Genomic DNA, 21,282 nt, shown 5'->3' with positions numbered 1-21,282 from the left:
GTTCGCCTCGGAGGAGGGGCCGGGCCGCCGGCGGGCAGCGGTTCTCTCTCAGCCGCCGCGACGCGTCCGGGCCGCCTTCCGGGCTTCGGCGAGCTTGCGGGCCTCGTCGGCCTTGCGGGACTTGCCACCGGCCCCGCCGGAGGCGTCCTTGCTGGTGCCCAGGCCCCGGAAGGGGGTGTTGGTGTTCTTGGGCCGGGTTGCGGCGGGCCCGCTGTCGAGCGGCCTGCCGGACGGAGCCTTGGCGCCGGTGATGCGGCTCAGCTCCGCCTCGCCCGACCGCACCTTGGTGACGGTCGGCTCGACGCCGGCCTCGGCCATCACCCGGCTCGTCTCGCGACGCTCGCCCGACAGCACCAGGGTGACGACCTTTCCGGACTCACCCGCCCGGGCGGTGCGGCCGGCGCGGTGCAGATAGTCCTTGGGATCGGTGGGCGGGTCGACGTTGACGACGAGATCGAGGTCGTCGATGTGCAGGCCGCGGGCCGCGACGTTGGTCGCCACCAGGACGGTGACCCGGCCGTCCTTGAACTGCGCGAGGGTGCGCGTGCGTTGCGGCTGGGACTTGCCGCTGTGCAGGGCCGCGGCGTGCACCCCGCTGGCCCGCAGATGCCGGGTGAGCTGGTCGACGGCGTGCTTGGTGTCCAGGAACAGCAGGACGCGGCCGTCGCGGGCGGCGATCTCCGTGGTGACGGCGTACCGGTCGGGGCCGTGGACGACCAGGACGTGATGGTCCATCGTCGTGACCGCGCTCGCGGCCGGGTCGACCGAGTGGACGACGGGATCGCGGAGGTAGTGGGCGACGAGGTGGTCGACGTCGCGGTCCAGAGTGGCCGAGAACAGCATCCGCTGACCGTCGGGTCGCACCTGGTCGAGCACCTCGGTGACTTGCGGCAGGAAGCCCAAGTCGCACATCTGGTCGGCCTCGTCGATGACGGCGATCCGTACCCGTCCCAGACGGCAGGCCTTGCGCTCGACGAGGTCGTGCAGTCGGCCCGGGGTGGCGACGACGACCTCGGCCCCGTCGCGCAGCGCGGAGATCTGCCGGCCGATCGACATGCCTCCGACCACCGTCGCCATGCGCAGCCGCAGTGCCTCGGCGTACGGCGCGAGCGCCTCGGCCACCTGCTGCGCCAGCTCCCGGGTGGGCACCAGGACCAGGGCGAGGGGCTGCTTGGATTCAGCGCGCTGCCCGGCCGTCCGCGCGAGCAGCGGCAGACCGAAGGCGAGCGTCTTCCCGGACCCGGTGCGCCCGCGTCCCAGGACGTCGCGTCCCGCGAGAGCGTCGGGCATCGTGGCCGTCTGGATGGGGAACGGCTCGTGCACGCCGAGTGCGGTGAGGGTTCGCAGTACCTCGGCCGGAAGGTTCAGTTCGGCGAAGGAACCGGCGGGTGCCGACTGAGTAACGCTCGCCGGCTGGGCGGGGTCGGGGTGGTCCATGAAGAGCCTTCCGCGTGGGGGACGTACCGAGGAAGGCCCGGCAGGAACGAGCGCCCGCAATGAGCGCGCAAATATCAGATGCTAACACAAAGTAACGGTCCGGTGTCGTCGTACCGGGCCGACCCGACCGCTCCGCCTGGGCTCCCGACGCCAGGGTTGTGTTCGGAAAGTCCCGCCCGCCCGGCGCCGTCCGGCAGGCACTTCCTCAGAGGGGACCCCTCAGTCGCGTCGTCGGGTGCGCCCCCGTACACCTGGTGTCGGGGGCGCCCCTGCGCCTTGCGATCGCACGCACCAGCCGCTGCCGGGCTTCCCGCCCCATGGGCGGACGGCGCTCCTTTCGACACACGTCTCGGCTAGAACGTGCGCTTGAGCAGGTCGAGCAGCGCGACCCAGTGGCGCTCGGCGCCCTCGGCGTCGTACGCGGAGGTGTCGGCCTGGGTGTAACCGTGGCGGGCGCCGGGGTACACCTCGGACCGGTGGCGGACCCCGGCCGCCGACAATGCGGCGTCGAGACGCTCCATCTGCTCGGGAGGCATCGAGGCGTCCTCGTCGGCGTGACCGAAGTACACCTCGGCGGTGATGTGCTCGGACGCCAGGTGCGGGCTGTCCGGTTCGTCGGTCGCCAGGCCGCCGCCGTGGAAACCGGCCATCGCGGCCACCCGGTCCGGATACGCGGCGGCGGTGCGCAGGGCCAGCCGTGCGCCCATGCAGTAGCCCGTTACGGCTGCCGGGCCGTCGGCGACCTCCGGGCGGTCCGCCAGCCAGCGCAGATACGCGTCGGCGTCCCGCATCGCGAGTTCGGGCGTCAGCGACTGCATGATCGGACCGATCTGCCCGAAGATCTCCGGCCGCGCGGCGGGGTCTATGAACTCGGGCAGTTCGATGACCGGCGCGCGCCCATGCCGGTAGAACACGTTGGGCACCAGGACCGTGTAGCCGGCCTCGGCGAGCCGGTCCGCCATCGACCTGAGATGGGGGCGCAGTCCGAACGCGTCCTGGTAGAGCAGAACCGCCGGGCGGGGCACCCCGTCGACGGGGTGGACGAGATAGGCGTCGGCGGTGCCGTCCTCGGTGGAGATGTCGACCGCGGTTCCCTGTACGGAGGTCATGGGGGTGCCTCTCTGCGCAATACGACGGCGAGCAGGTCGCCGGCCCGGCGGAACCGGGCCGGGCACATGGTTGCACGCACCATCCAGCAGGCCGTCCCAGCCCCTGCCCAGTTGGGGGCGGCTTTACTCGAACCGGCTGGTGTCACCCGCCCCGTGCCGCACGATCTCCGCCTCGCCGCCCGAGAAGTCGATCACCGTCGTCGGTTCGGTGCCGCAGTCCCCGGAGTCGACGACCCCGTCCAGGACATGGTCGAGGCGGTCCTTGATCTCCCAGCCCTGGGTCATCGGTTCCTCCTCGTCGGGCAGCAGCAGGGTGCTCGACAGGAGCGGCTCGCCGAGCTCGGCGAGCAGTGCCTGCGTGACGACGTGGTCGGGGATGCGCACGCCGACCGTCTTCTTCTTCGGGTGCTGGAGCATGCGCGGCACCTCCTTCGTCGCCGGGAGGATGAAGGTGTAACTGCCCGGAGTCGACGCCTTGATGGCCCGGAACACGTCCTTGTCGACCCGTACGAACTGGCCGAGCTGCGCGAAGTCCTGGCAGACCAGGGTGAAGTGGTGCCGGTCGTCCAGATTCCGGATGGTCCGGATCCGGTCGATGCCGTCACGGCTGCCCAGCCGGCATCCCAGCGCATAACAGGAGTCCGTCGGATACGCGATCAGCGCTCCCGAACGGACACTCTCGGCGATCTGGGAGATGGTGCGGGGCTGCGGGTTGTCGGGGTGCACGTCGAAGTACTTCGCCATCCGCCGAGCTTATGCCGTCGCCTCAGGGCGATGACGCAGGCCGGGGTGGTGGCGGCGTCGGTGGGCTCCCGGTAGCCCGTCCGGTGGCGCGATCTCGCCGCCGATCCGGCCTTGCAGCCGGGGTGGTTGGCGTCGCCCTCGTCGCCCTTGCTCTCCACCACGGCCGCCCGCGACGCTCCGCGGTTTCCGCTCGGCCGGCACCTCCACACACGCCCTCCACACCTGAGCGCGTCCGGCCCAACGCCCGTCCGCCGCACGTGAGGTAACGTCCCGAGCGGTGTGCCAGGAAGGCGCGAGGGGTGAGGCGAAGGGCGACGTGGCAGGGCGGGCAAGCGGATCCGGAGGGAGCGGGGCGGCGGACGCCGGCTCCCCGGCGTGGGCTCAGGAGCTCCTCGACCATCTGCGGCCGACGGGACGCGACATCCGCCGGATCGTCGCCTGGCTCGCGGAGACGGTGGACGGCACGGCCTCACTCCAGGACGACACAGGAACCCTCGTCGCCGGAACGCGCATGCCGCTGGACGAGGGCCTGGTCGCGGACATCCTCGCGGGGCGCATCGCCTCCGCGGCCTCGGCCGACGAGGACAGTCACCTGCGCCTGGTCAGAGTCGAGCACCCGAACCCGCCGGCCGCCGGAGTGCTCGCGGTGGCCCGCCGGGCCCCGTTCGACCGGCGCGACTCCGACGTCCTCGCACACACCGCCCAGGTCCTCGAACTCCTGCTGCGCGCCCGGGAGACGACCGCGGCCGAGCGCCGGCTGCGGCAGGCCACGTCCGATCTGCGCCTGGCCATACTCCAGTTGCTCATGGTGGAGGACACCGTCTCGGCGCGCCGCGTCGCCGCGGGACTGTGGCCCGGCCTGCTCGACACGGACACGGCGTGCGTCTACGTCCTCGAAGGGGACGCCTCCGAACGCGACCGGCTCGCGCAGGAGTGCCTCGGCGTGACCGGCGAACACGCACTCGTGGTGCGCTGCCCGGCCATGGACGGCCACGTGATCATCGTGACCACCGTGGACGCCGCGGGCGATGACCTGTGCTCACTCGTCGGCCGCAACCCCGGCACCCTGCTCGGCGGCAGCGCCCGCCAGAGCCTCGCCCGGACCGCCACCGCATACGGGCAGGCGGTGAGCGCCCTCGCCGTGGCGCGTGTACGGCCGGACAGGGCGGCCGTCTACGCCGAACGCAACCGCCCCGAGCGCCTCATGGACCCCGTCACGCTGCGCGAGTGGACCGCCGCGGTACTGCGGCCGCTCGACACCCTGGCGCACCACACCCGGGCCGAACTGCTCGTCACCACACGCCTCGGGCTGGAGTTCACCGCAGTCAGCGCCGCGAAGATCCTCGGGGTCAGCCGCAACACCGTCCGTGCCCGGATGGACCGTGTCGAGTCCCTGCTGCGCACCGACTTCACCGATCTCACCGTCCGCGCGACCGTCCATCTGGCCCTGAGCACCCAGGTGAGCCTCGCGGACGGACAGGGCGGCGACGGGCCGCGGCAGGTGTCCGCCCGGCTGGGCGACCTGCTGGCCGGACCCGCGCTGGAGACCTGGGCGCAGGAACTGCTGGGGCGCCTGGACAGCGACGGCCGTGACCTGCGCCGCACCCTGCGCAGCTGGATCGCGGCCGGCGGCAACGCGGAACGGGCCGCGCAGGCGCTGGCCGTCCACGCGCAGACCGTGCGCGAACACGTCCGCAGCGCCGAACCCGTCCTGGAACGCCGGCTGATCGCCTCCGGCAGTGACCTCTACGAGGTCGTCCTGGCCCATCTGGCCACCGGCGCCCTCGATCACCCCGTCCTGCTTCGGGACGATCCGGGTCATCCGGACACACCTGTGCACGGGTGAGTCCTGTGCTCTGCACAGCGGGCATCGCCGCGATTCACAAGTGTCCGCAGGCGACGTAGGTTCGGTGCACCGTGGGGGGAGCGACCGGAACGGGGGACCGGTCGGCCCCCTGCGGGATTTCTCCCGGGACCCGACCCGGACAGCCGGAAGGCGATCAGCAGCGCGACCTCCCACCGGGCAACCCGGATGCCCCGGACGGCCGGGCCCGGTCCTTCGGGGACACATGCGGGGCTTCGACTTTTCCGGCAGGGCGTGGACTGACCCGCGTATGACGGGTACTCGTCCAGCTCCGGAACGACGATCGCCGGAGGAGGCCGGAATGACCGGCAGTACGGAGACCGGCGGCGCGACAGGTACGCCGGACAGGGACTGCAACCTGATCCAGGCCCAGGCGGACAGCCGCAAGGGCGCCGGGATCGGCAAGGGTCTGCTGCGTGCACGACTGACCGGCGGCTGACCCTGCGCGTGCGGATGGGCCGGACGGACGGGCGTCCGGCCCATCCGCACGCGCAGGGTGAGAACGGTGACGCTCTTCCGCGGAGCCGGCGGTGGCGCCCGGGTGGTTCACCACCCGCAAGGCTCCCGGCGACTGAACAGCCGTAGCCGATCTTCCGTACTCCAGGGCGTAGTCCGCCGACTGGATACGGAGAGGCTCGTGCCGCGACGAGGACGCAGTGATCGGATCACCGGGTTGCCACTGGCCGCCCTCGTCGGGAGCCTCGCTCTGGTGACGGGGTGCAGCGGAGGCGAGGACGACACCGCCAAGGGCGCCCAGCCGTCGAGGAGTTCCGCCGCTCCCGCCGCCGGGATCCTGGCCCCGCCCAGGATCGAGGTGATCGCCGGTCTGGCGGGCTGCAAGGCCGAGATCCGTATCGACGCGGACGAACTGCGGGAAGGACTGTGCCACTCCGAGAAGGCCGACTACCGCATCACCACCTTCCCCGCCGAGAAGTACAAGGACGCGTGGCTCGACGCGGCCAGTGTCTACGGGGGCACCTACCTGGTGGGCCCGCGCTGGGTGGTCAGCACCAAGGCCGAACACCTGGACCAGGCCCGCAACAAGCTCGGCGGGACGATACGGCGACTGCGGGGCACCTCGTAGGACCTCTTCCCGTCAGTCCTGTCCCGTCATTCCTGGCAGGCCTCTGTTCGGCGACCGGCACGGCAACAGCCCGCATGCCGAGGCCACTGACGCCGACGCGGTGCTGTTCACCGAGCGCGGGCTGACCGTGCGTGCCGTGTCGGCCGGCATCTGGACCACACGCCTGTCCCAGGGCCGCACCGTCACCACGCGGACCCCCGCTGTGCCCGCACCGATCACACCGGCCCGCTGGGAACCGGCCGTCGAGGACTGGTACCCGGGCCCGGATGCCGCCCGGACCGACCGCGTCCGGCGCAGTGTCACACTCGACACGCTGAAGCCCTGGTCACAGATTCCCGAGCCGGCCGACTCCGCGGGCATCGGCTGCTACTGCACCACCGTCACCCTGCCCGCCGGCTGGTCGCAGTCGCACGGCGCCTAGGGAGCTTGGCCAGGTCGGCGATACGTTCCGGGTGAGCGTCAACGGCAGGCGCCTGCCCCCGGCCGACCGTCTCCATCCCGTCGTCGACCTCGGCCCCTGACTGCGGCGCGGCGACAACACGATCGAGGTCGAGGTGGCGACACCGCTCATCAACCGGCACAGGGTCGAAGAGCCCACGGTGTTCGGCGGGGTCGCCCGCCAGGATCACGGTCTGACGGGACCGGTGCGGCTGGTGCCGTACGTGCAGACAGCCGTGGCTGACGGCCGGCGGTCAGGCAGGAAGCGTGCAGTACAGGAACACGTGCGGCTCGGTGGCGCCGTCGGGGTGGTCCGGGGTGAACTCCAGGTGCTGCTCGGACTCCACCGTGAGACCCGCGGCGCGCGCCACGGCCACGACGTCCTCGGCGGCGAAGCTGGTGGCTCGGACGGGTCGGCCCATGAACTCGATCGCGAAGTCCTCCACGTCCGCGGGCACGGTCGCGAGCACCAGACTGCCTCCCGGCCGCACGGCCCGCGCCAGCCGCGTCAGCACCTCAGACTGGTCCGCGCGGTCCATCTGGAGCAGCGAGAAGTACACGCACACCGCGTCGAACGACCCGTCCTCCAGCGGCACTTCGCGGATGTCGGCGTTGCGGAACGTGGCCCCCGGAACCTGGCGGGTCGCCAGGTCCACCATGACGGGGGAGACGTCCACTCCCAGTACTTCGTGGCCCGCGCCCGCCAGTGTCGACGCGGTGGGCCGGCCGGTGCCGCTGCCGACGTCCAGGACACGGCTGCCGGGCGCGAGCCGGCCGAGCAGCCAGTCCAGCGACTCCCGGTGCGCCTCGGAATGCGCGAACGCCTTCTCGTACGTGAGCCCCAGTGCGTCGAACACCGCCGCCGCCGGCTGCCCGTGCTCCTCGTCTGCCACGTCTGCTCCCCCCTCGTGGTGTCCGTGAATCCTAGCCCGGCACCGTCCGGCCACGGTGTGGCTTGCGGACGAAAGCCGAGGCAGGCAGGGTTCGAGCGTGGCCACCTTGCTGATCGTCCATCACACGCCCTCGCCCAACTGCCAGGCGATGTTCGAGGCCGTCGTCTCCGGTGCGACGGCACCGGAGATCGAGGACGTCCGCGTCGTGCGTCGTGCGGCCCTGTCCGCCAGCGCCTCGGACGTCCTGGAGGCGGACGGCTACCTGCTCGGCACCCCGGCCAACCTCGGCTACATGTCCGGCGCGCTCAAGCACTTCTTCGACCAGGTCTACTATCCCTGCCTCGACGAGACGCGCGGCCGGCCGTTCGGCATCTACCTGCACGGTGGGAACGACGTCACCGGCGCCCTGCGGGGCGTCGAGACGATCGCCACCGGCCTCGGATGGCGCCGCGCGGCCGAACCGGTGACGGTCACCGGCGAACCGGCCAAGGCCGACATCGAGGCGTGCTGGGAGCTGGGGGCGACGGTTGCGGCCGGGCTGATGTCCTAGGTGTCCCGGAGGGTGTCGTCCGCGGTACCGCCCGGCGTGATCAGCCCGCTCTCGTAGGCGAGGACGACCGCCTGGACGCGGTCGCGCAGGTCCAGCTTCGACAGGATCCGCCCGATGTGCGTCTTGACCGTCGTCGGACTGAGGACGAGCCGCTGTGCGAGCTCCGCGTTGCTGAGTCCGGTCGCCAGCAGCCGCAGTACCTCCAGCTCACGTGGCGTCAGACCGGACAGGTCGTGGTGCGAGCCGGCCGAGGACAGGGACTCCTCACGGCGGGCGAAACGCTCGATCAGCCGACGCGTGATCGAGGGCGCCAGCAGGGCGTCGCCGGACCGCACCAACCGTATGGCGGACACCAGGTGCTCGGGGGTGACGTCCTTGAGGAGGAAGCCGCTGGCCCCCGTGGTGAGGGCGGCGTAGACGTAGTGGTCGAGGTCGTACGTGGTCAGGATGATCACGCGGGTCTCGCCCGCGGTGTCGGCGGCGAGGATCCGCCGGGTGGCCTCGATGCCGTCCATGACCGGCATCCGGATGTCCATGAGGACGACGTCCGGGCGGGTCCGCCGGACCGCGGCGACCGCCTCCGCGCCGTCGGCCGCCTCCGCGGTCACCTCGATGCCGTCCGCGGCCAGGATCATCCCGAACCCGGTCCGCACCAGGGCCTGGTCGTCGGCGATGACGACCCGCAACACGTCCTCTCCCACCCCGTCGTCCCCCAACCCGCTCGCCCCACCGATCTGCGTCCCGCTCACCCTGTCCCCCAACCCGGCCTCCCCGCCGACCGGTTCCCCGCTCACCCCGTCCGCCACGGCACCTGTGCCCGGATCCGGAAGCCGCCGGCGAGTGTGGAACCGGCCGTGAGTTCGCCGCCGTAGACCGCGAGGCGCTCGCGCAGGCCGATCAGACCGCGGCCGTTTCCGTCCGCCGGGACGCCGTCGCGGACTGCGCCGGTGTCCATGACCTCGATCTCCAGCAGGTCACCAGTCCAGCCGACGGTGACGACGGCCTCGGCACCGGGCGCGTGCTTGATGGTGTTGGTCAAAGCCTCCTGGACCACGCGGTACGCCGTGAGGTCCACGCCGGGCGGCAGCGGTTCCGGGGGCAGCGACACCGAGATCCCCACCGGTGTCCCGGCGGCCCGCACCCGGTCGATCAGGGCGCCCAACTGACCGAGACCCGGCTGCGGTTCGAGGCCGTCGGCGGGGGAGTCCGCGCGGCCGGTGTCCGGAGCGGCCAACAGGCCCATCACGTGCCGGAGTTCGGCCATCGCGGCCCGCCCCCCGGCCTCGACCGCGAGGAGTGCCTCCTTGGACCGCTGCGGCGACGCGTCCATGACCTTGCGTGCGGCGCCCGCCTGGATGACCATCACGCTCACATTGTGGGTCACGACGTCGTGCAACTCGGCGGCGATCCGGGCCCGTTCCTCTTCCACGGCCCTGCGTGTCTCCTCTTCGTGCGTTCGCTCCAGCGCCGCGAACCGGTCCCGGCTGACCGCGAGCCGCCGCCGTCCGTACCGGACCACGCCGGCCAGCAGCCCGGCCAGCAGCAGCACCACCCCGGGGCTCGACCAGCCGGGCAGTACCGGTTCCGTCGACCGGAAGGCCACCCCGGTCAGCACGGCCGCGACGACGAGGCCGGCCATCGCCCCCGCTCGGTGCCGGCTGTGCACGACCGCGCTGTACGCGCCGATGACGCAGGTCAGCACGGTGATCCAGGAGGCGTCGTCGCCGATGCCGATGGCCGCGCCGAGCACCACCGCGAACACGGTCAGCGGAAACCGCCGCCGCGCCGCCAGCGGAAGCGCCGACAGTATGACCAGCCCCCAGGGAGGGGTGGGGACTGGCGGCTCGATCCGCCCGCCGGGAAGAACCGGAGGCAGGGGCGGCACCGGCGGCCCGTACGCGGTCCTCGACACCTGTACCGGACCGTCGCCGGGATAGCGCGACGCCACCACCAGCGCGACCACCGCCAACAGCACGGCCAGCAGGACGTCGAACCACACCGACCGCCGCGACAGCGCGGCATCCCTCGCCTCCGGCCGCAGCGCGGCACGCACCTGCCGACTCCATCCCCGCAGGTACCTCGTCTCCATGCGTACATTGTCGCGGCCCCGGGTCCTGCCGCGCGTCCGTCTGTGCGACCAACACCCCGTCCGGCGGGCGTACTTCGCAGGGATGACCCCGCCACCGTGTCCTCCGCGCGGATGTCCGCTTCTCGCCGTCCCGGCGGACGCGCCCCGGCCCCGCGCTTCCGTACCTTCGCCACGCCGGCAAGGACACGACCCGACAACCGTGAGGACGGGCACCTCCCATGACCCAAGTGATCGAACTGCAGGGCGTGGCCAAGCGCTACGACAATGCCGGCGCACCCGCGCTGGGACCCCTCGACCTGTCCGTCGCCCAGGGCGAGGCCCTCGCCGTGACCGGCCCCTCCGGCAGCGGCAAGTCCACGCTGCTCAACCTCGTCGCGGGCCTCGACAAGCCGACCGAGGGCACCGTGACCGTCGCCGGGCAGCGGGTGGACCGGCTCGGCGAGCACGCCCTGGCCCGGTTCCGCCGCGAACAGATCGGCATGGTCTTCCAGTTCTTCAACCTGCTCGACGACCTCACCGTCTTCGACAACATCCAGCTTCCCGCCCAGCTCAGGGGAACCTCCCGGAGCAGGACGCAGTCCCGGGCGCAGGAGCTCATGGAGGTCCTCGGCATCCAGAAGCACGCCCGCGCCTACCCCGGCCGTCTCTCCGGCGGGGAACGCCAACGTGTCGCCGTCGCCCGGGCGTTGGTGAACCGGCCCGCCCTGCTGCTCGCCGACGAACCGACCGGCGCCCTCGACAGCGCCTCGGGTCAGGACGTGCGGGAACTTCTGGTCGAGCTGCACCGAGGCGGACAGACCATCGTGCTCGTCACGCACGACCGGGCCCTGGCCGAGGCCTGCGCGAGCCGTACCGTCCATCTCGTCGACGGTCATGTCGCCCTCGACTCCCGCGCGGAGGCCGTGCGATGACCGGACCGCTCGTCCGGGTCATCCGTTCCGGGATCGGCCGGCGCCGCGTGCAGACCGTGGTCATCACCATCGCCACGATGATGGCCGTGGCGGCGGCCGTGGTCGCGGGCTCCCTCATGGTCGTCTCGAACGCTCCCTTCGACCACGCCTTCGCCCAGCAGAAGGGCGCGCACATCACCGCGGAGTTCGATCCGGCCAAGGCCGGGGCGGCGCAGCTCGCGGCCACCGGGCAGCTGGACGGAGTCACCGCGAGCGCGGGACCGTACCCCACCACGATCATCGAGGCGACGGACTCGACGGGCCGTCGCCCCCCGGCCATGACCCTGGTCGGACGCACCGCACCGCAGGCCGCCGTGGACGACCTGGACCTCACGGCCGGCCGGTGGGCGAGGACAACGGGCGAGATCGTGCTGAACTCCGCCTACCAGGGTGCCGCCTTCAAGGTGGGCGACACCCTGACCGCCTCCGACACGACTCTCACGGTCGTCGGCTTCGCCACGTCGGCCAGCAAGACCGCCGACGTGTGGGCAACTCCCTCGCAGGTCAGGGCCCTTGCCTCCAAAGAACACCCTGTCACCAGCCAGATGCTCTACCGCTTCGGCTCGGCCGGCTCGAAAGGCGACATCGCCTCGGACCGCAAGCAGCTCCTCGCCGCGGTCCCGTCCGGAGCCCTTCTCGGCGCCCGGTCCTACCTCGACACCAAGCGCGCCGCCGACCAGGGCGCCGCCCCGACCATCCCGTTCCTGGTCGCCTTCGGGGTGCTCGGCATCGTCATGTCGGTGATCATCGTGAGCAGCGTCATCAGCGGCGCGGTCGGCACGAGTCTGCGCAGGATCGGCATCCTCAAGGCCATCGGCTTCACCCCGCGCGAGGTCGTCCGCGCCTATGTGGCCCAGGCGCTCATCCCCGCAGCCGCGGGCATCGCGCTCGGCGTCGTCCTCGGCAACCTGCTGGCCCTGCCACTTCTCGACGACACGGAGCAGGCCTACGGCACCGCCACCCTGTCGGTCGCCTGGTGGGTGGACGTGGTCGTCCCCGCCGGCGCCCTGCTGGTCGTCGGGATCGCGGCCTTCGTCCCCGCGCTGCGGGCGGGACGGCTGCGCACGGTGGAGGCCATCGCCCTCGGCCGGGCCCCGCGCACCGGACGCGGTCAGTGGGCGCACCGCATGGCGGGGCGGCTTCCGCTGCCCCGGGCGGTGACCTACGGCCTCGCCAGCCCCTTCGCCCATCCGGTCCGTACGCTCGCGATGCTGCTCGCCGTCGCCTTCGGCACCATCGCGGCGACCTTCGCCGTCGGCCTCACCTCCTCACTGAACGAGGTCACCGCGCTTCAGGATCCCGAGAGCCGCTCCGCGGTCTCCGTCTTCGCCGGCGGCCCGAGCATCGTGGGCGGCGAACACGTCCCCGCACCGGGCACCCAGGAGCCGGAGCCGGCCGACCCGGCGCAGGTGATCGCCGCCATCGAGGCGCAGGCGGGCACTGCCTCGTACTACGGCATGGGCCAGCAGGACGGCGCCGTGGCCGGGGTCTCCGGAACGGTCCGGGCGACCCTCTACCAGGGTGACTCCAGCGCCGTCGGCCACGCGGTGGTCTCCGGGCACTGGCTCACCGGCGCGGGCCAGGTCGTCGTGCCCGGCCAGTTCCTGGAGAGCACCGGCACCGAGATCGGCGACACCGTACGCGTGACCGTCGGCAAGGAGACGGCCATGCTGCGGATCGTCGGCGAGGCCTTCGGCAGCTCGGACGACGAAATGGAGATCCAGGCGAACACCGCGGACTTCCCGGCGACCAAGCCCCGGGTGTTCCTGATCGACGTGAAACCGGGCGTCTCCGCGGTCACCTACGCCGAGAAACTCGGCGCGAGCATCAAGTCCCTCGGAGCCGACGTCCGCGCCAACCCCCCTTCCACGCAGGACAACTTCGTCCTGATCCTGAACACGATGGCCGCGCTCCTCACCCTGATGCTCGTGTCCGTCGCCGGACTCGGCGTGCTCAACTCCGTCGTCCTGGACACCCGGGAGCGCGTCCACGACCTCGGCGTGTGCAAGGCGCTCGGCATGTCACCCCGGCAGACCGTGAGCCTCGTCCTCGCCTCGGTGGCCGGCATCGGCGTCCTCGGCGGCCTCATCGGTGTCCCCGCCGGATACGCGCTGCACGGCTACGTGCTTCCGGTGATGGGACACGCGGCGGGCACCGGCCTGCCCAGGTCCGTCCTCGACGTGTACGACTCCCCGCAACTGCTCCTGCTGGGCCTGGCCGGCCTGGTCATCGCGCTGCTGGGCGCGATGCTCCCGGCGGGCTGGGCGGCGAAGGCCCGTACGGCCACGGCCCTGCGCACGGAGTAGGGAGCCGGAAACGGTCATCCTTTCCCGCGCAGTCCGACCACCAGGTCGCGGGGGAGACCGTGGGTGTCGTGGAGGTACTCGTAGTCCTCCTCGCTCAGCGGTCCCCGGTACCGCGGCCCCGACAGCAGGCGGCGACCGCGCTCCAGCAGCCGGTCGAAGCGGCGTTCCTCCTCCAGCAGCACGTCCCGGACGAGATCCGTCCCGGACGTCGAACCGAAGTGGTCCAGCGTGTGCTGGAGGAGCTCCACGGGCAGGTCGGACAGGGTGCGGGACGGGTCGTCGCGCCGCAGGGTGGTGAGCAGCCGGCGCACGATGCGGCGCAGGACGTATCCGCGACCGGTGTTGGACGGCCGTACCCCGTCGCCGATGACGACGACACCGGAGCGCAGATGGTCGCAGACCAGCCGCAGCGACGGTTCGTCGAGCTCCCAGAGTGGCGGCAGCAGTCGCATCCATGGCTCGAACAGGTCGGTGTCGTAGACCGAGGAACGGCCCTGCAGGACGGTGACCAGGCGCTCCAGCCCCATGCCGGTGTCGATTCCGGGACGCTCAAGAGGCTGGAGCGAGCCGTCGTCGAGGCGGCGGTAGCGCATGACGACGTGGTTCCAGATCTCCACCCAGCGCGGATCGGTGGTGGGGGTGCCCCGGGGCGGGGTTCCACCGGTCCACACGAAGATCTCCGAGTCGGGGCCGCACGGGCCGACCGGTCCGTTGGACCACCAGTTGTCGTCCCGGGTGAGTTCCACCGGGACGCCCGTCTCCTGCCAGGTGCGCAGCGATTCGAGGTCGGGGCCCACCTGTCCGTCGCCGCCGAACACCGTGACGTGCAGTCTCTCGTGGGGGATGCCGAAACCTTCGCGGAGCAGCTCGTAGCCCCAGCGAAGGCTCTGCGAGTGCCCGTAGTCGCCGAGCGACCATGAGCCGAGCATGTCGAACACGGTGAGGTGTGTGGAGTCGCCGATCTCGTCGAGGTCGGTCGTCCGCAGGCAGCGCTGCACATTGACCAGCCGGCGACCCCGGGGATGGGGGCGGCCCTCCAGGTAGGGCGTGAGCGGGTGCATGCCCGAGGTGGTGAAGAGCACCGGGTCCCCGGGCGGTGGCAGCAGTGTGCCGCCCGTGATCAGGTGGTGTCCGCGTTCGCGGTAGAAGTCGGTGAAGACGCCTACGGTGCGGTCCGTGTCCATGGCAGTGGTCCTTCGGTCTGGTGGGACCGGAAACGACCGCGGGAACAGAGGGGCGAGCAGAGGTCCTGCACCGGCGGTCCGTTTCCGGCCGCCGGGGGAGTGGATGAGGTCAGGCGTCGGCAGCCGGCGAGCTGGTCGCTCGCGCGGCTGCGGTGTGGGTACAGCTGGTGACCTTCACAGAAGTGACGGTATCCGCGGAACCGCGGACCGTCACTGGGTTTTACCGGAGAGGACACCGCCGTACCTGCGGCACAGCTCATCCGATCCCACCAGTGCCCGCCCCCCGTACATCGCGTGCGCCTCGGCCAGCGCGATGCGCAGGGCCGGGCGGATCTCCGCGGGCAGGCTGCCGACGTCGGGCCAGTGCACGACATGCAGGGCGACGTCGCGCAGCTTGGTGTTGGTGCGCTGGGACACGGTCCTCAGTACTTCCCAGCCCTGCTCGGAGCGCAGACCGCTCACGGTCATGACCACGCCTATCGCCTGATCGACGACGGCATGCGAGACAAGGGCCTGCCTGAGCTGGGCGACTTCCTCCTGGAGTTCTTCGATCTTCTCAACCAACTCTTCGCGTTGCGTCATGCGCAGCCCCGTCGCCCTCTCCCCCTGCCGCACGGCGACTCCATCGGCCGCCTCCCCTCCAGCCTGCGCGTCGCCGGCCATCCGGCGCGAGCCAGTGGGCGCACACTTCGCGGCCTGCCAGGACAGAAAACGAAACACGCACCGGCAGCATCTCGGCATTCGAGGGTACGAGGCCAGGGAGGAGCCGCGCTGCGAGTGGAAGGACCTGGCCGCCATGGAAAAGCTGATGTTCGACAGCGACGACCTGGACCGCACCGAGGAGTTCCTCAGCCACGCCTACGCGAAGATGAACATCGGCAACGGCACCCCGGACAGCAGCCGTGCGCGGGTCCGGCGCACCGCCGTCGACTCGGTCAGCGTCGACGAGCTCCACCTCGACTTCGACATGAGCTACGCCGTCGCCCCGCTCGGCCGGATCTGCCTGTGCGTCGTCCACGACGGCACCATCGAGGACCACGTCTACCAGGGCGTCTCGGACTCCTTCGGCCCCGGCGACGTGGTGTCCCTGGCCCCGCCGGAGCTGTCCTACGCGGGCCGGGTCCGCGCGGCCCGCTACAACATCACCATGCTGGACCCCGCGTTGCTCACGCAGGTCGCGGGGACCGCGGACGGACGGCGCCCCGAACCGGTCCGGCTCACCGGGCACCGGCCGGTCAGCGCCGCGGCGGGCGACCGGCTGCGGGCGACGATCCGCTATGTGCGGGACCACGTCCTGGCGGATCCCGCCGTCGCCGACCAGCCCCTGGTCATCTCCACCGCGGCCCAGCACCTGGCCGCGACGGTCCTTGCGACCTTCCCCAACACCGCGGTCGCCGATCCCACGGGTGCCGACCGCCAGGACGCCCACCCCGACGCCCTGCGCCGCGCCCTCGCGTACATCGACGACCACGCGGACCAGCCCCTGACCGTCGCCGGCATCGCGGAGGCGGCCCATGTCAGCGTGCGCGCGCTGCAGTACGCCTTCCGCCGGCACCTGGGCAGCACCCCGCTGGAACACCTCCGCACGGTCCGTCTGTCCCACGCCCACGACGCGTTGACGGCCGCCGATCCCGAGGACGGCGCCACCGTCACGGACATCGCCGCCCGCTGGGGCTTCCACCATCCGGGCCGCTTCGCCACCCTCTACCAGCACTCCTACGCCCGCCCGCCGCGCCGTACCCTGCACGGCGGCTGACGTCCCCTCTGCGGCTGGTGACAAAGCGGCGGGGAGGCCCTGCGTTCTTGTGAGCAACCAGCCGGAGCAGGGCTCGCGCCGCTCTACGGTCCCAGCATGAATTCGAGTCGCAGCAGAGGAAGCACGTGGCGCACCGCAGCGCTGGCGGTGCTGCTGACCACCGGGGCGTTCACCGTGGCGTCCCCGGACGCCCAGGCAGGCGGCGCGCGCACTGAAACAGCCGTGACGACGAGCGACGGCGTGACCGAGACGGTCGTACGGGTGAAGGCACCGCTGCCGGCGTCGTTCGGGACGCGGCCGGCGGCGTGCGACTGGCTGTCGTACCTGCGCTACCGGTCCTCGGCGGGCCCGGCGGCATCGGCCGACGCCGACCGGGTCCTCGTCGCCCAGCCAGGGATCCTGGAAGGTGCCGGAGCCTTCGACAGCGTCGCCCGCAACACCGTGACCCGCGCCGCCGAACAGGGCCGGCACATCGAGTTCTGGGCCCTGGACCGGCGCTCCAACTGCCTTGAGGATCCCACCGGAATCGCCTCCGGCGACCAGCACACCGCCGTCGACTACTACTACCGCGGCAAGCAGGTCGCGGGCCGCACCTTCGCCGGGTTCGTCGGCAACGACCGGCTCGGGTGGATGGCGAAACTCGGCATCGAGCAGACCGTCCGCGACGAATACGACCTCCTCGCAGCCGAGTTGCCCGACCAGGGCGTCCGCAAGGACAAGGTGCTGTGCGGCGGCCACTCGCTCGGCGGTGTCATCACCGGATACTTCGCGGCCGCCGACTTCGACGGCAACCCCGCCACCACCACCGACGCCGGCCACAACCAGTGCGCCGGCTACTTCGCCCTCGACACCACCGTCTCCACATCGCTGGGCGACCTGAGCGGCAGCATCCCCGGCGACACCAACCTGCCCGACGTGGGCCTCGGTTACGGAGTCGTGCAGGCCGGACTCGACAGCGGAGTGCTGCCGCGCTCGCTGTCCGCGCCCGTCCTGCTCAACCCCGAGACCATGACCCTGCTCGCCATCGCGGGCGTGGGCGCCGTGCAGAACCCGGGCGGCGAGGCCGACCTGCCGAGCTATCTGCCGGCCAACACCAACATCGAGACCACCAACCGCTTCCTGTTCTCCAAGGACACCGCGACCTTCCTGGCCGGGTCACCCGCGGTGAAGGACTTCCGGCTCACCAACGAGGCGGTACTGGGCTCGCTGATGGACGACCAGTCCGTCCCGCTCGCCTTCCTCCAGAGCAGCGTGGGCTTCTTCGACGGAGGGCCGATCACCGACAAGAACTTCCCTGCCCCCAACGGGAGTTCGCAACAACCCGGGCTCTTCGGCACCGAGTACAAGGCCATCCCGGCCGTGCCCCACGGGCCGCTGTACACATGGCGCGATTACGACCGTGTGGGCGATGCCGACGACCCCGGATACCGCTCGTCTGACGGAACGCCCTTCACCGCGGCGGGCAAGGAGGTCACCGACATCCAGGAGCTGGCGCGCAGCATGGCGGGGCAGCCGCTGGACTTCACCGAGCAGTACTTCCCGACCAAGCTGGTCACCGACCTGGAACTGGCTACCTCCCCGCAGGTGAAGCGGCTCGTCGTGCACCCCGACGGGCTCACCGCGAACCCGACGTTGACGGTCCTGGCGGGCGACGGACTGCTCGCCGGCCGGGTCCCCGCCGATCTGCATCCCGTGGTCGCCGACGGCTACCAGCACCTCGACGTGCTGACGGCGGCGCCGGTCCAGAACAACGGCCGGCCCGAGCCGGTGTCCACCGCGCTCACCGAGTTCGCCCGCGCGCCCCGGTAGCCGCACAGGAGGAAGGGCCCGGGAGGAAATCCTCCCGGGCCCTTCTGCGTGCGGCTCGTTCAGATCCTGCCCGCGGCGAAGGTGGCCGCCGCGTCGGCGTCGGCCGTGTAGCCGAGGTGCGCCAGCACGTCGCCCCCGCCGTTCTCGCAGACGGGGTCGCCCGTGGCGCAGAAGTCGATGGTGCGGCTCTGGTAGGTGCCGGTGACGCTCTTGCCAAGGGCGCGGATCGGGTTGCCGAACAGCAGCACCGCGGCGACCCTCGGCTCCAGCGCGGCCGGAATGCTCGCCACGATGGGACTGCCGACCACCGCGCCGGCGCTGCTGATGCCGATGGAGTTGTCGACGACGTTCGCGCCCTGCGAATAGCCGACGAGAACGAAACGCTGACCGGGACAGGCGGCAGCCTGGCTGTTCACGTGATTCACCAGGTCCGAGTTTCCCTGCGCGGCCGACGTGAGGGAAAGGTCGGCGGGATAGTTCACCTTGTAGCTGGTGAGGTTCCGGCCCGTCAGTTTCTTCTGGAGGGCGGAGAACACCGGGTCGCCGACGATCGCGCCGAGCGTGCCCGGCTCGAACGTGCCGCGAGCGGCGACGACGTCGATGTCCGAGCAGGTCGCGGCGTTCGCGGCCGGTGCGGTGACGGTGGCCACCGTGGCCCCGCCGGCCAGTGAGAGTGCGGCGAGGCACAAGCGAATTCGCATGGGGATCCTTTGAAGGTGGGGCGTGTGAAACGCCTGTGGAAAGGATGACCCGAACGTATTCGCTTGGCCGTTCCCGGTGTTATGGACGGGAATTCAGGAATTCTTCGTTCTTTTGTGCGGTGGTGAGTGCCAGAATGAGATCCAGGCGGGAACCCGGATCGTGCAGGGCATCGCCGAAGACCTTCTCCAGCTGACGCAACCGATACCGCACGGTCTGCGGATGGACATGGAGACGGGCGGCCACGTCGGGGACGTTGCTGCCGTTGAGCAGCCATCCCAGCAGTGTCTCGGCGAGACGCTCGCGCTGCCCCTCCGACACGGACTCGAGCGGGGCGAGGGCCCGCGTGCGCAGGTGGTCGAGCATCGGTTCGTCGCTGTGCAGCAGCAGGGTCGACAGGTGGTCGGCGCAGCGCACCACGCCCTGCCGGGGGAGAATCCCGCGCCCCATCAGCCCCAGGGCCCGGCCGGCCCAGTGCAGCGACCGGGCGGCCTCCGTGAGCGGCACCGTCGGCCCGATCGCCGCCGGCCGCCCGCGCAGCGCGAGACTGAACGCCCGGCCCCCGAGGTGCCCGGAGCCCTCCGGGTCCGGGATGAGCATCCGCGGTGGCCGGGACTCCATGTCCACGAGCGCGCCCGCGGCGACCAGCGGCCGGTCCTCCTCCCGCTGCTCCGGGGTGGCGGCCAGCGCGACGACCGCGACCTGCCCCGGTACCTGCCACCGGGCGCCGTGCGCCAGATCCTGCACCGTCGCCTGCGCCACCGGTCCCTCGCCGAGCAGCAGGTCCAGCAGACGTCTGCGCCGCCGCTCCAGCTCGTCCGTGTTGTGGGACCGGGCCTCGGCGTATCCGGCGGCGGCCGCTTCCGCGACCTCGTGCACGGTACGGAAGGCGAGCTCGCCCAGTGCCGTGACCACCGCCGAGTCCAGGCCGAGTTCCTCCGCGGTACGGCCCATCAGCCGCCAGGCGTGCAGCCCGCCGACCCGCAGCGCGGACTGCAGGGCGTCCAGGCTGCGTCCCTCCAGGGCCTCGCCGCGGCCGAGTTCGTAGTACGTCGCCGCGATCGCCTCCCCGCGGCCGCGCGGGTCGGCGATGTGGTCGACGAACAGGGTCAGCGCCTGCACCACACCGGCTCTGAGGTGCTTGCGGTAGGTTCCGTCGGCCGGCCGGGCGTACTCGGGAACCTGTCTGCGGACCTCCTCCTCGACCTCGTCGGCGACCTCCTCGAGCTGGGAACGCAACAGATCGGCCAGGTCGGGCGGCACCGGGGCGGCGCCGAAGCCCTTCGGGGGCCCGTGCGGGGCGGGGGTGGCCAAGGGGGGCCCTCCTTTCACCCGGAAGCGGCTCACCCGCGGGCTGTTGCCCGTGGGACGCGGGGTGAGTCCCGTGTTGGACGGACGACCCCTGCGTTGCGTTCCGTGCCCCGACGGGACCGACATCACTCCGACACCCCCAGCCCACGGGCGAGCATCGGCCATGACGCGGTGAACTCCGGCTTCCAGTAGGCCCAGCTGTGTCCGCCTCCCGAGTAGAAGTGGGCGGTGACCGGAACGCGCAGCAGCGCGAGCATGTCGGTGAAACTGTGCGCGGAGGGCCACAGGGCGCTCTCCAGCGCCTCGGGCAGCCAGTCGCCGGTGCCGCCCGCGAGTCCGCTGCCGCTGGAGACGTACAGGGCGGTGCCCCGAAGTCCCTGGGCACGGTCGCGCGGGTTGAAGTCGCGCCAGGTGAGCAGGTTCAGGAACGGATTGCCCCACAGTGAGGCGGGGGCCAGGTTCTCGCGGGCCACGATGGCGTCGACCAGGGTGGGGACACCGGGGGCCATGGTGTCGAGGATCCCGCTGTAGGAGGCCGCCGCGGCGAACATGCCCGGATGCCGTGCCGCGTGTGCCATGGCGCCGTAGCCCCCGGTGGACACTCCCGCGACGACCCGTACGCCGGAGGCCCGGTAGCTGCGGGCGAGCAGCGCCGGGACCTCCGACAGCTGGAAGGTCTCGTAGTCGGGTCCGCCGCGCCAGGCGGTCGGAATCCCGGTGGGTCCCCCGTCGGGCATCGCCACGATCAGGTCACGGTCCGCGGTGAAGGCCTCGATGTCCGTCTCGCGGGTCCAGGACGTGTAGTCGTCGTGGGCCCCGTGCAGCAGATAGAGCACGGGGTAGGTGCGCGAGGGTTGGCTGTCGAACCCCGTCGGCAGGATCAGCCGTACCGGCGCGCTGCGGCCCAGGGCGGCGGAGGGCACGGACACGTCGATGGTGCGGGCCCCGAGCGCCGAGGCGGTCCGGGCGCCGAACAGGGCGGCGAGGCCGGCACCTGCCGCGGCCTTGGTGACGGTACGTCGGGACACTCCGGTGGTGCGACGGTGCATGGCGGCTCTC

20 protein-coding genes are annotated in these 21,282 nt (G+C 71.7%); 9 read left to right on the top strand and 11 right to left on the bottom strand.

The features are described 5' to 3' along the window. Positions 1-48: 48 nt before the first annotated feature. The 3 genes from OHT57_RS03385 to OHT57_RS03375 all read right to left on the bottom strand — a co-directional run bounded on the left by OHT57_RS03385 (position 49) and on the right by OHT57_RS03375 (position 3,290). The gene (locus OHT57_RS03385) at positions 49-1,437 is read right to left on the bottom strand and encodes a DEAD/DEAH box helicase (RefSeq protein ID WP_328744375.1); all 1,389 of its coding nucleotides are present in this window, start codon (positions 1,435-1,437) and stop codon (positions 49-51) included. Positions 1,438-1,790: 353 nt separating this feature from the next. Further along, a complete protein-coding gene (locus OHT57_RS03380) occupies positions 1,791-2,546 on the bottom strand; it encodes a dienelactone hydrolase family protein (protein ID WP_328744374.1) in 756 nt (251 codons plus the stop codon). A gap of 123 nt (positions 2,547-2,669) precedes the next feature. Then, positions 2,670-3,290: an L-threonylcarbamoyladenylate synthase gene (locus OHT57_RS03375; RefSeq protein WP_328744373.1), complete on the bottom strand. Its 621-nt coding sequence runs from the start codon at positions 3,288-3,290 to the stop codon at positions 2,670-2,672. A gap of 316 nt (positions 3,291-3,606) precedes the next feature. Here OHT57_RS03375 and OHT57_RS03370 point away from each other — a divergent pair, with 316 nt between their 5' ends. The 4 genes from OHT57_RS03370 (at position 3,607) to OHT57_RS03355 (ending at position 6,659) form a co-directional block, all read left to right on the top strand. Beyond that, a complete protein-coding gene (locus tag OHT57_RS03370; protein WP_328744372.1) occupies positions 3,607-5,136 on the top strand; it encodes a helix-turn-helix domain-containing protein in 1,530 nt (509 codons plus the stop codon). A gap of 319 nt (positions 5,137-5,455) precedes the next feature. Further along, a complete protein-coding gene (locus tag OHT57_RS03365; protein WP_328744371.1) occupies positions 5,456-5,593 on the top strand; it encodes a hypothetical protein in 138 nt (45 codons plus the stop codon). A 198-nt stretch (positions 5,594-5,791) separates the two neighbouring features. Then, positions 5,792-6,238 carry a hypothetical protein gene (locus OHT57_RS03360; RefSeq protein WP_328744369.1) on the top strand — a complete coding sequence of 149 codons (447 nt, stop codon included), beginning with the start codon at positions 5,792-5,794 and terminating at the stop codon, positions 6,236-6,238. A 100-nt stretch (positions 6,239-6,338) separates the two neighbouring features. Then, positions 6,339-6,659: a hypothetical protein gene (locus tag OHT57_RS03355; RefSeq protein ID WP_328744366.1), complete on the top strand. Its 321-nt coding sequence runs from the start codon at positions 6,339-6,341 to the stop codon at positions 6,657-6,659. A 271-nt stretch (positions 6,660-6,930) separates the two neighbouring features. Here OHT57_RS03355 and OHT57_RS03350 read toward each other — a convergent pair whose 3' ends face one another. Beyond that, positions 6,931-7,569: a class I SAM-dependent methyltransferase gene (locus tag OHT57_RS03350; protein ID WP_328744365.1), complete on the bottom strand. Its 639-nt coding sequence runs from the start codon at positions 7,567-7,569 to the stop codon at positions 6,931-6,933. Between the two features lie 97 nt (positions 7,570-7,666). Between OHT57_RS03350 and OHT57_RS03345 the strand changes: the two genes are divergently transcribed. Continuing rightward, the gene (locus OHT57_RS03345) at positions 7,667-8,119 is read left to right on the top strand and encodes a flavodoxin family protein (protein ID WP_328744363.1); all 453 of its coding nucleotides are present in this window, start codon (positions 7,667-7,669) and stop codon (positions 8,117-8,119) included. Here OHT57_RS03345 and OHT57_RS03340 read toward each other — a convergent pair. Next, a complete protein-coding gene (locus OHT57_RS03340) occupies positions 8,116-8,835 on the bottom strand; it encodes a response regulator (RefSeq protein ID WP_443053589.1) in 720 nt (239 codons plus the stop codon). The two genes, OHT57_RS03345 and OHT57_RS03340, sit on opposite strands and share 4 nt — an antisense overlap. 74 nt (positions 8,836-8,909) lie before the next feature. Continuing rightward, on the bottom strand, positions 8,910-10,208 hold the full coding sequence (locus tag OHT57_RS03335; protein WP_328744361.1) for a sensor histidine kinase: 1,299 nt from the start codon (positions 10,206-10,208) through the stop codon (positions 8,910-8,912). A 218-nt stretch (positions 10,209-10,426) separates the two neighbouring features. On the opposite strand from OHT57_RS03335, the gene OHT57_RS03330 reads away from it, so the two are divergent. Together OHT57_RS03330 and OHT57_RS03325 are read left to right on the top strand one after the other, a co-directional pair. Beyond that, complete coding sequence (locus OHT57_RS03330) at positions 10,427-11,119, top strand: ABC transporter ATP-binding protein (protein WP_328744360.1); 693 nt, start codon at positions 10,427-10,429, stop codon at positions 11,117-11,119. Further along, on the top strand, positions 11,116-13,464 hold the full coding sequence (locus OHT57_RS03325) for an ABC transporter permease (RefSeq protein ID WP_328744358.1): 2,349 nt from the start codon (positions 11,116-11,118) through the stop codon (positions 13,462-13,464). The genes OHT57_RS03330 and OHT57_RS03325 overlap by 4 nt, the downstream gene beginning before the upstream one ends. A 14-nt stretch (positions 13,465-13,478) precedes the next feature. Here the strand turns inward: OHT57_RS03325 and OHT57_RS03320 are convergent, their stop codons facing one another. Then, entirely contained in the window at positions 13,479-14,648 is a 1,170-nt protein-coding gene (locus OHT57_RS03320) for an alanine--tRNA ligase-related protein (protein WP_328744356.1), read from the bottom strand. A 210-nt stretch (positions 14,649-14,858) separates the two neighbouring features. Beyond that, positions 14,859-15,230, bottom strand: a complete 372-nt coding sequence (locus OHT57_RS03315; RefSeq protein WP_328744353.1) for an ANTAR domain-containing protein — start codon at positions 15,228-15,230, stop codon at positions 14,859-14,861. A 214-nt stretch (positions 15,231-15,444) separates the two neighbouring features. On the opposite strand from OHT57_RS03315, the gene OHT57_RS03310 reads away from it, so the two are divergent. Both OHT57_RS03310 and OHT57_RS03305 read left to right on the top strand, forming a co-directional pair. Then, complete coding sequence (locus OHT57_RS03310; RefSeq protein ID WP_328744352.1) at positions 15,445-16,404, top strand: helix-turn-helix transcriptional regulator; 960 nt, start codon at positions 15,445-15,447, stop codon at positions 16,402-16,404. A 96-nt stretch (positions 16,405-16,500) separates the two neighbouring features. Then, on the top strand, positions 16,501-18,213 hold the full coding sequence (locus OHT57_RS03305; RefSeq protein ID WP_328744351.1) for a hypothetical protein: 1,713 nt from the start codon (positions 16,501-16,503) through the stop codon (positions 18,211-18,213). A gap of 59 nt (positions 18,214-18,272) precedes the next feature. Here OHT57_RS03305 and OHT57_RS03300 read toward each other — a convergent pair whose 3' ends face one another. The 3 genes from OHT57_RS03300 to OHT57_RS03290 form a co-directional block, all read right to left on the bottom strand. Beyond that, on the bottom strand, positions 18,273-18,914 hold the full coding sequence (locus OHT57_RS03300) for a cutinase family protein (RefSeq protein ID WP_328744349.1): 642 nt from the start codon (positions 18,912-18,914) through the stop codon (positions 18,273-18,275). Positions 18,915-18,993: 79 nt separating this feature from the next. Further along, the gene (locus OHT57_RS03295) at positions 18,994-20,226 is read right to left on the bottom strand and encodes a helix-turn-helix domain-containing protein (protein ID WP_328744348.1); all 1,233 of its coding nucleotides are present in this window, start codon (positions 20,224-20,226) and stop codon (positions 18,994-18,996) included. 122 nt (positions 20,227-20,348) lie between these two features. Then, positions 20,349-21,272, bottom strand: a complete 924-nt coding sequence (locus OHT57_RS03290) for an alpha/beta hydrolase (protein ID WP_328744347.1) — start codon at positions 21,270-21,272, stop codon at positions 20,349-20,351. Positions 21,273-21,282 lie beyond the last annotated feature (10 nt).

It is taken from the genome of Streptomyces sp. NBC_00285 (genome assembly GCF_036174265.1).
Lineage (GTDB): Bacteria > Actinomycetota > Actinomycetes > Streptomycetales > Streptomycetaceae > Streptomyces.
The sequence above is the reverse complement of the archived record's forward strand: the minus strand, read 5'-3'. Positions and strand labels throughout refer to the sequence as shown.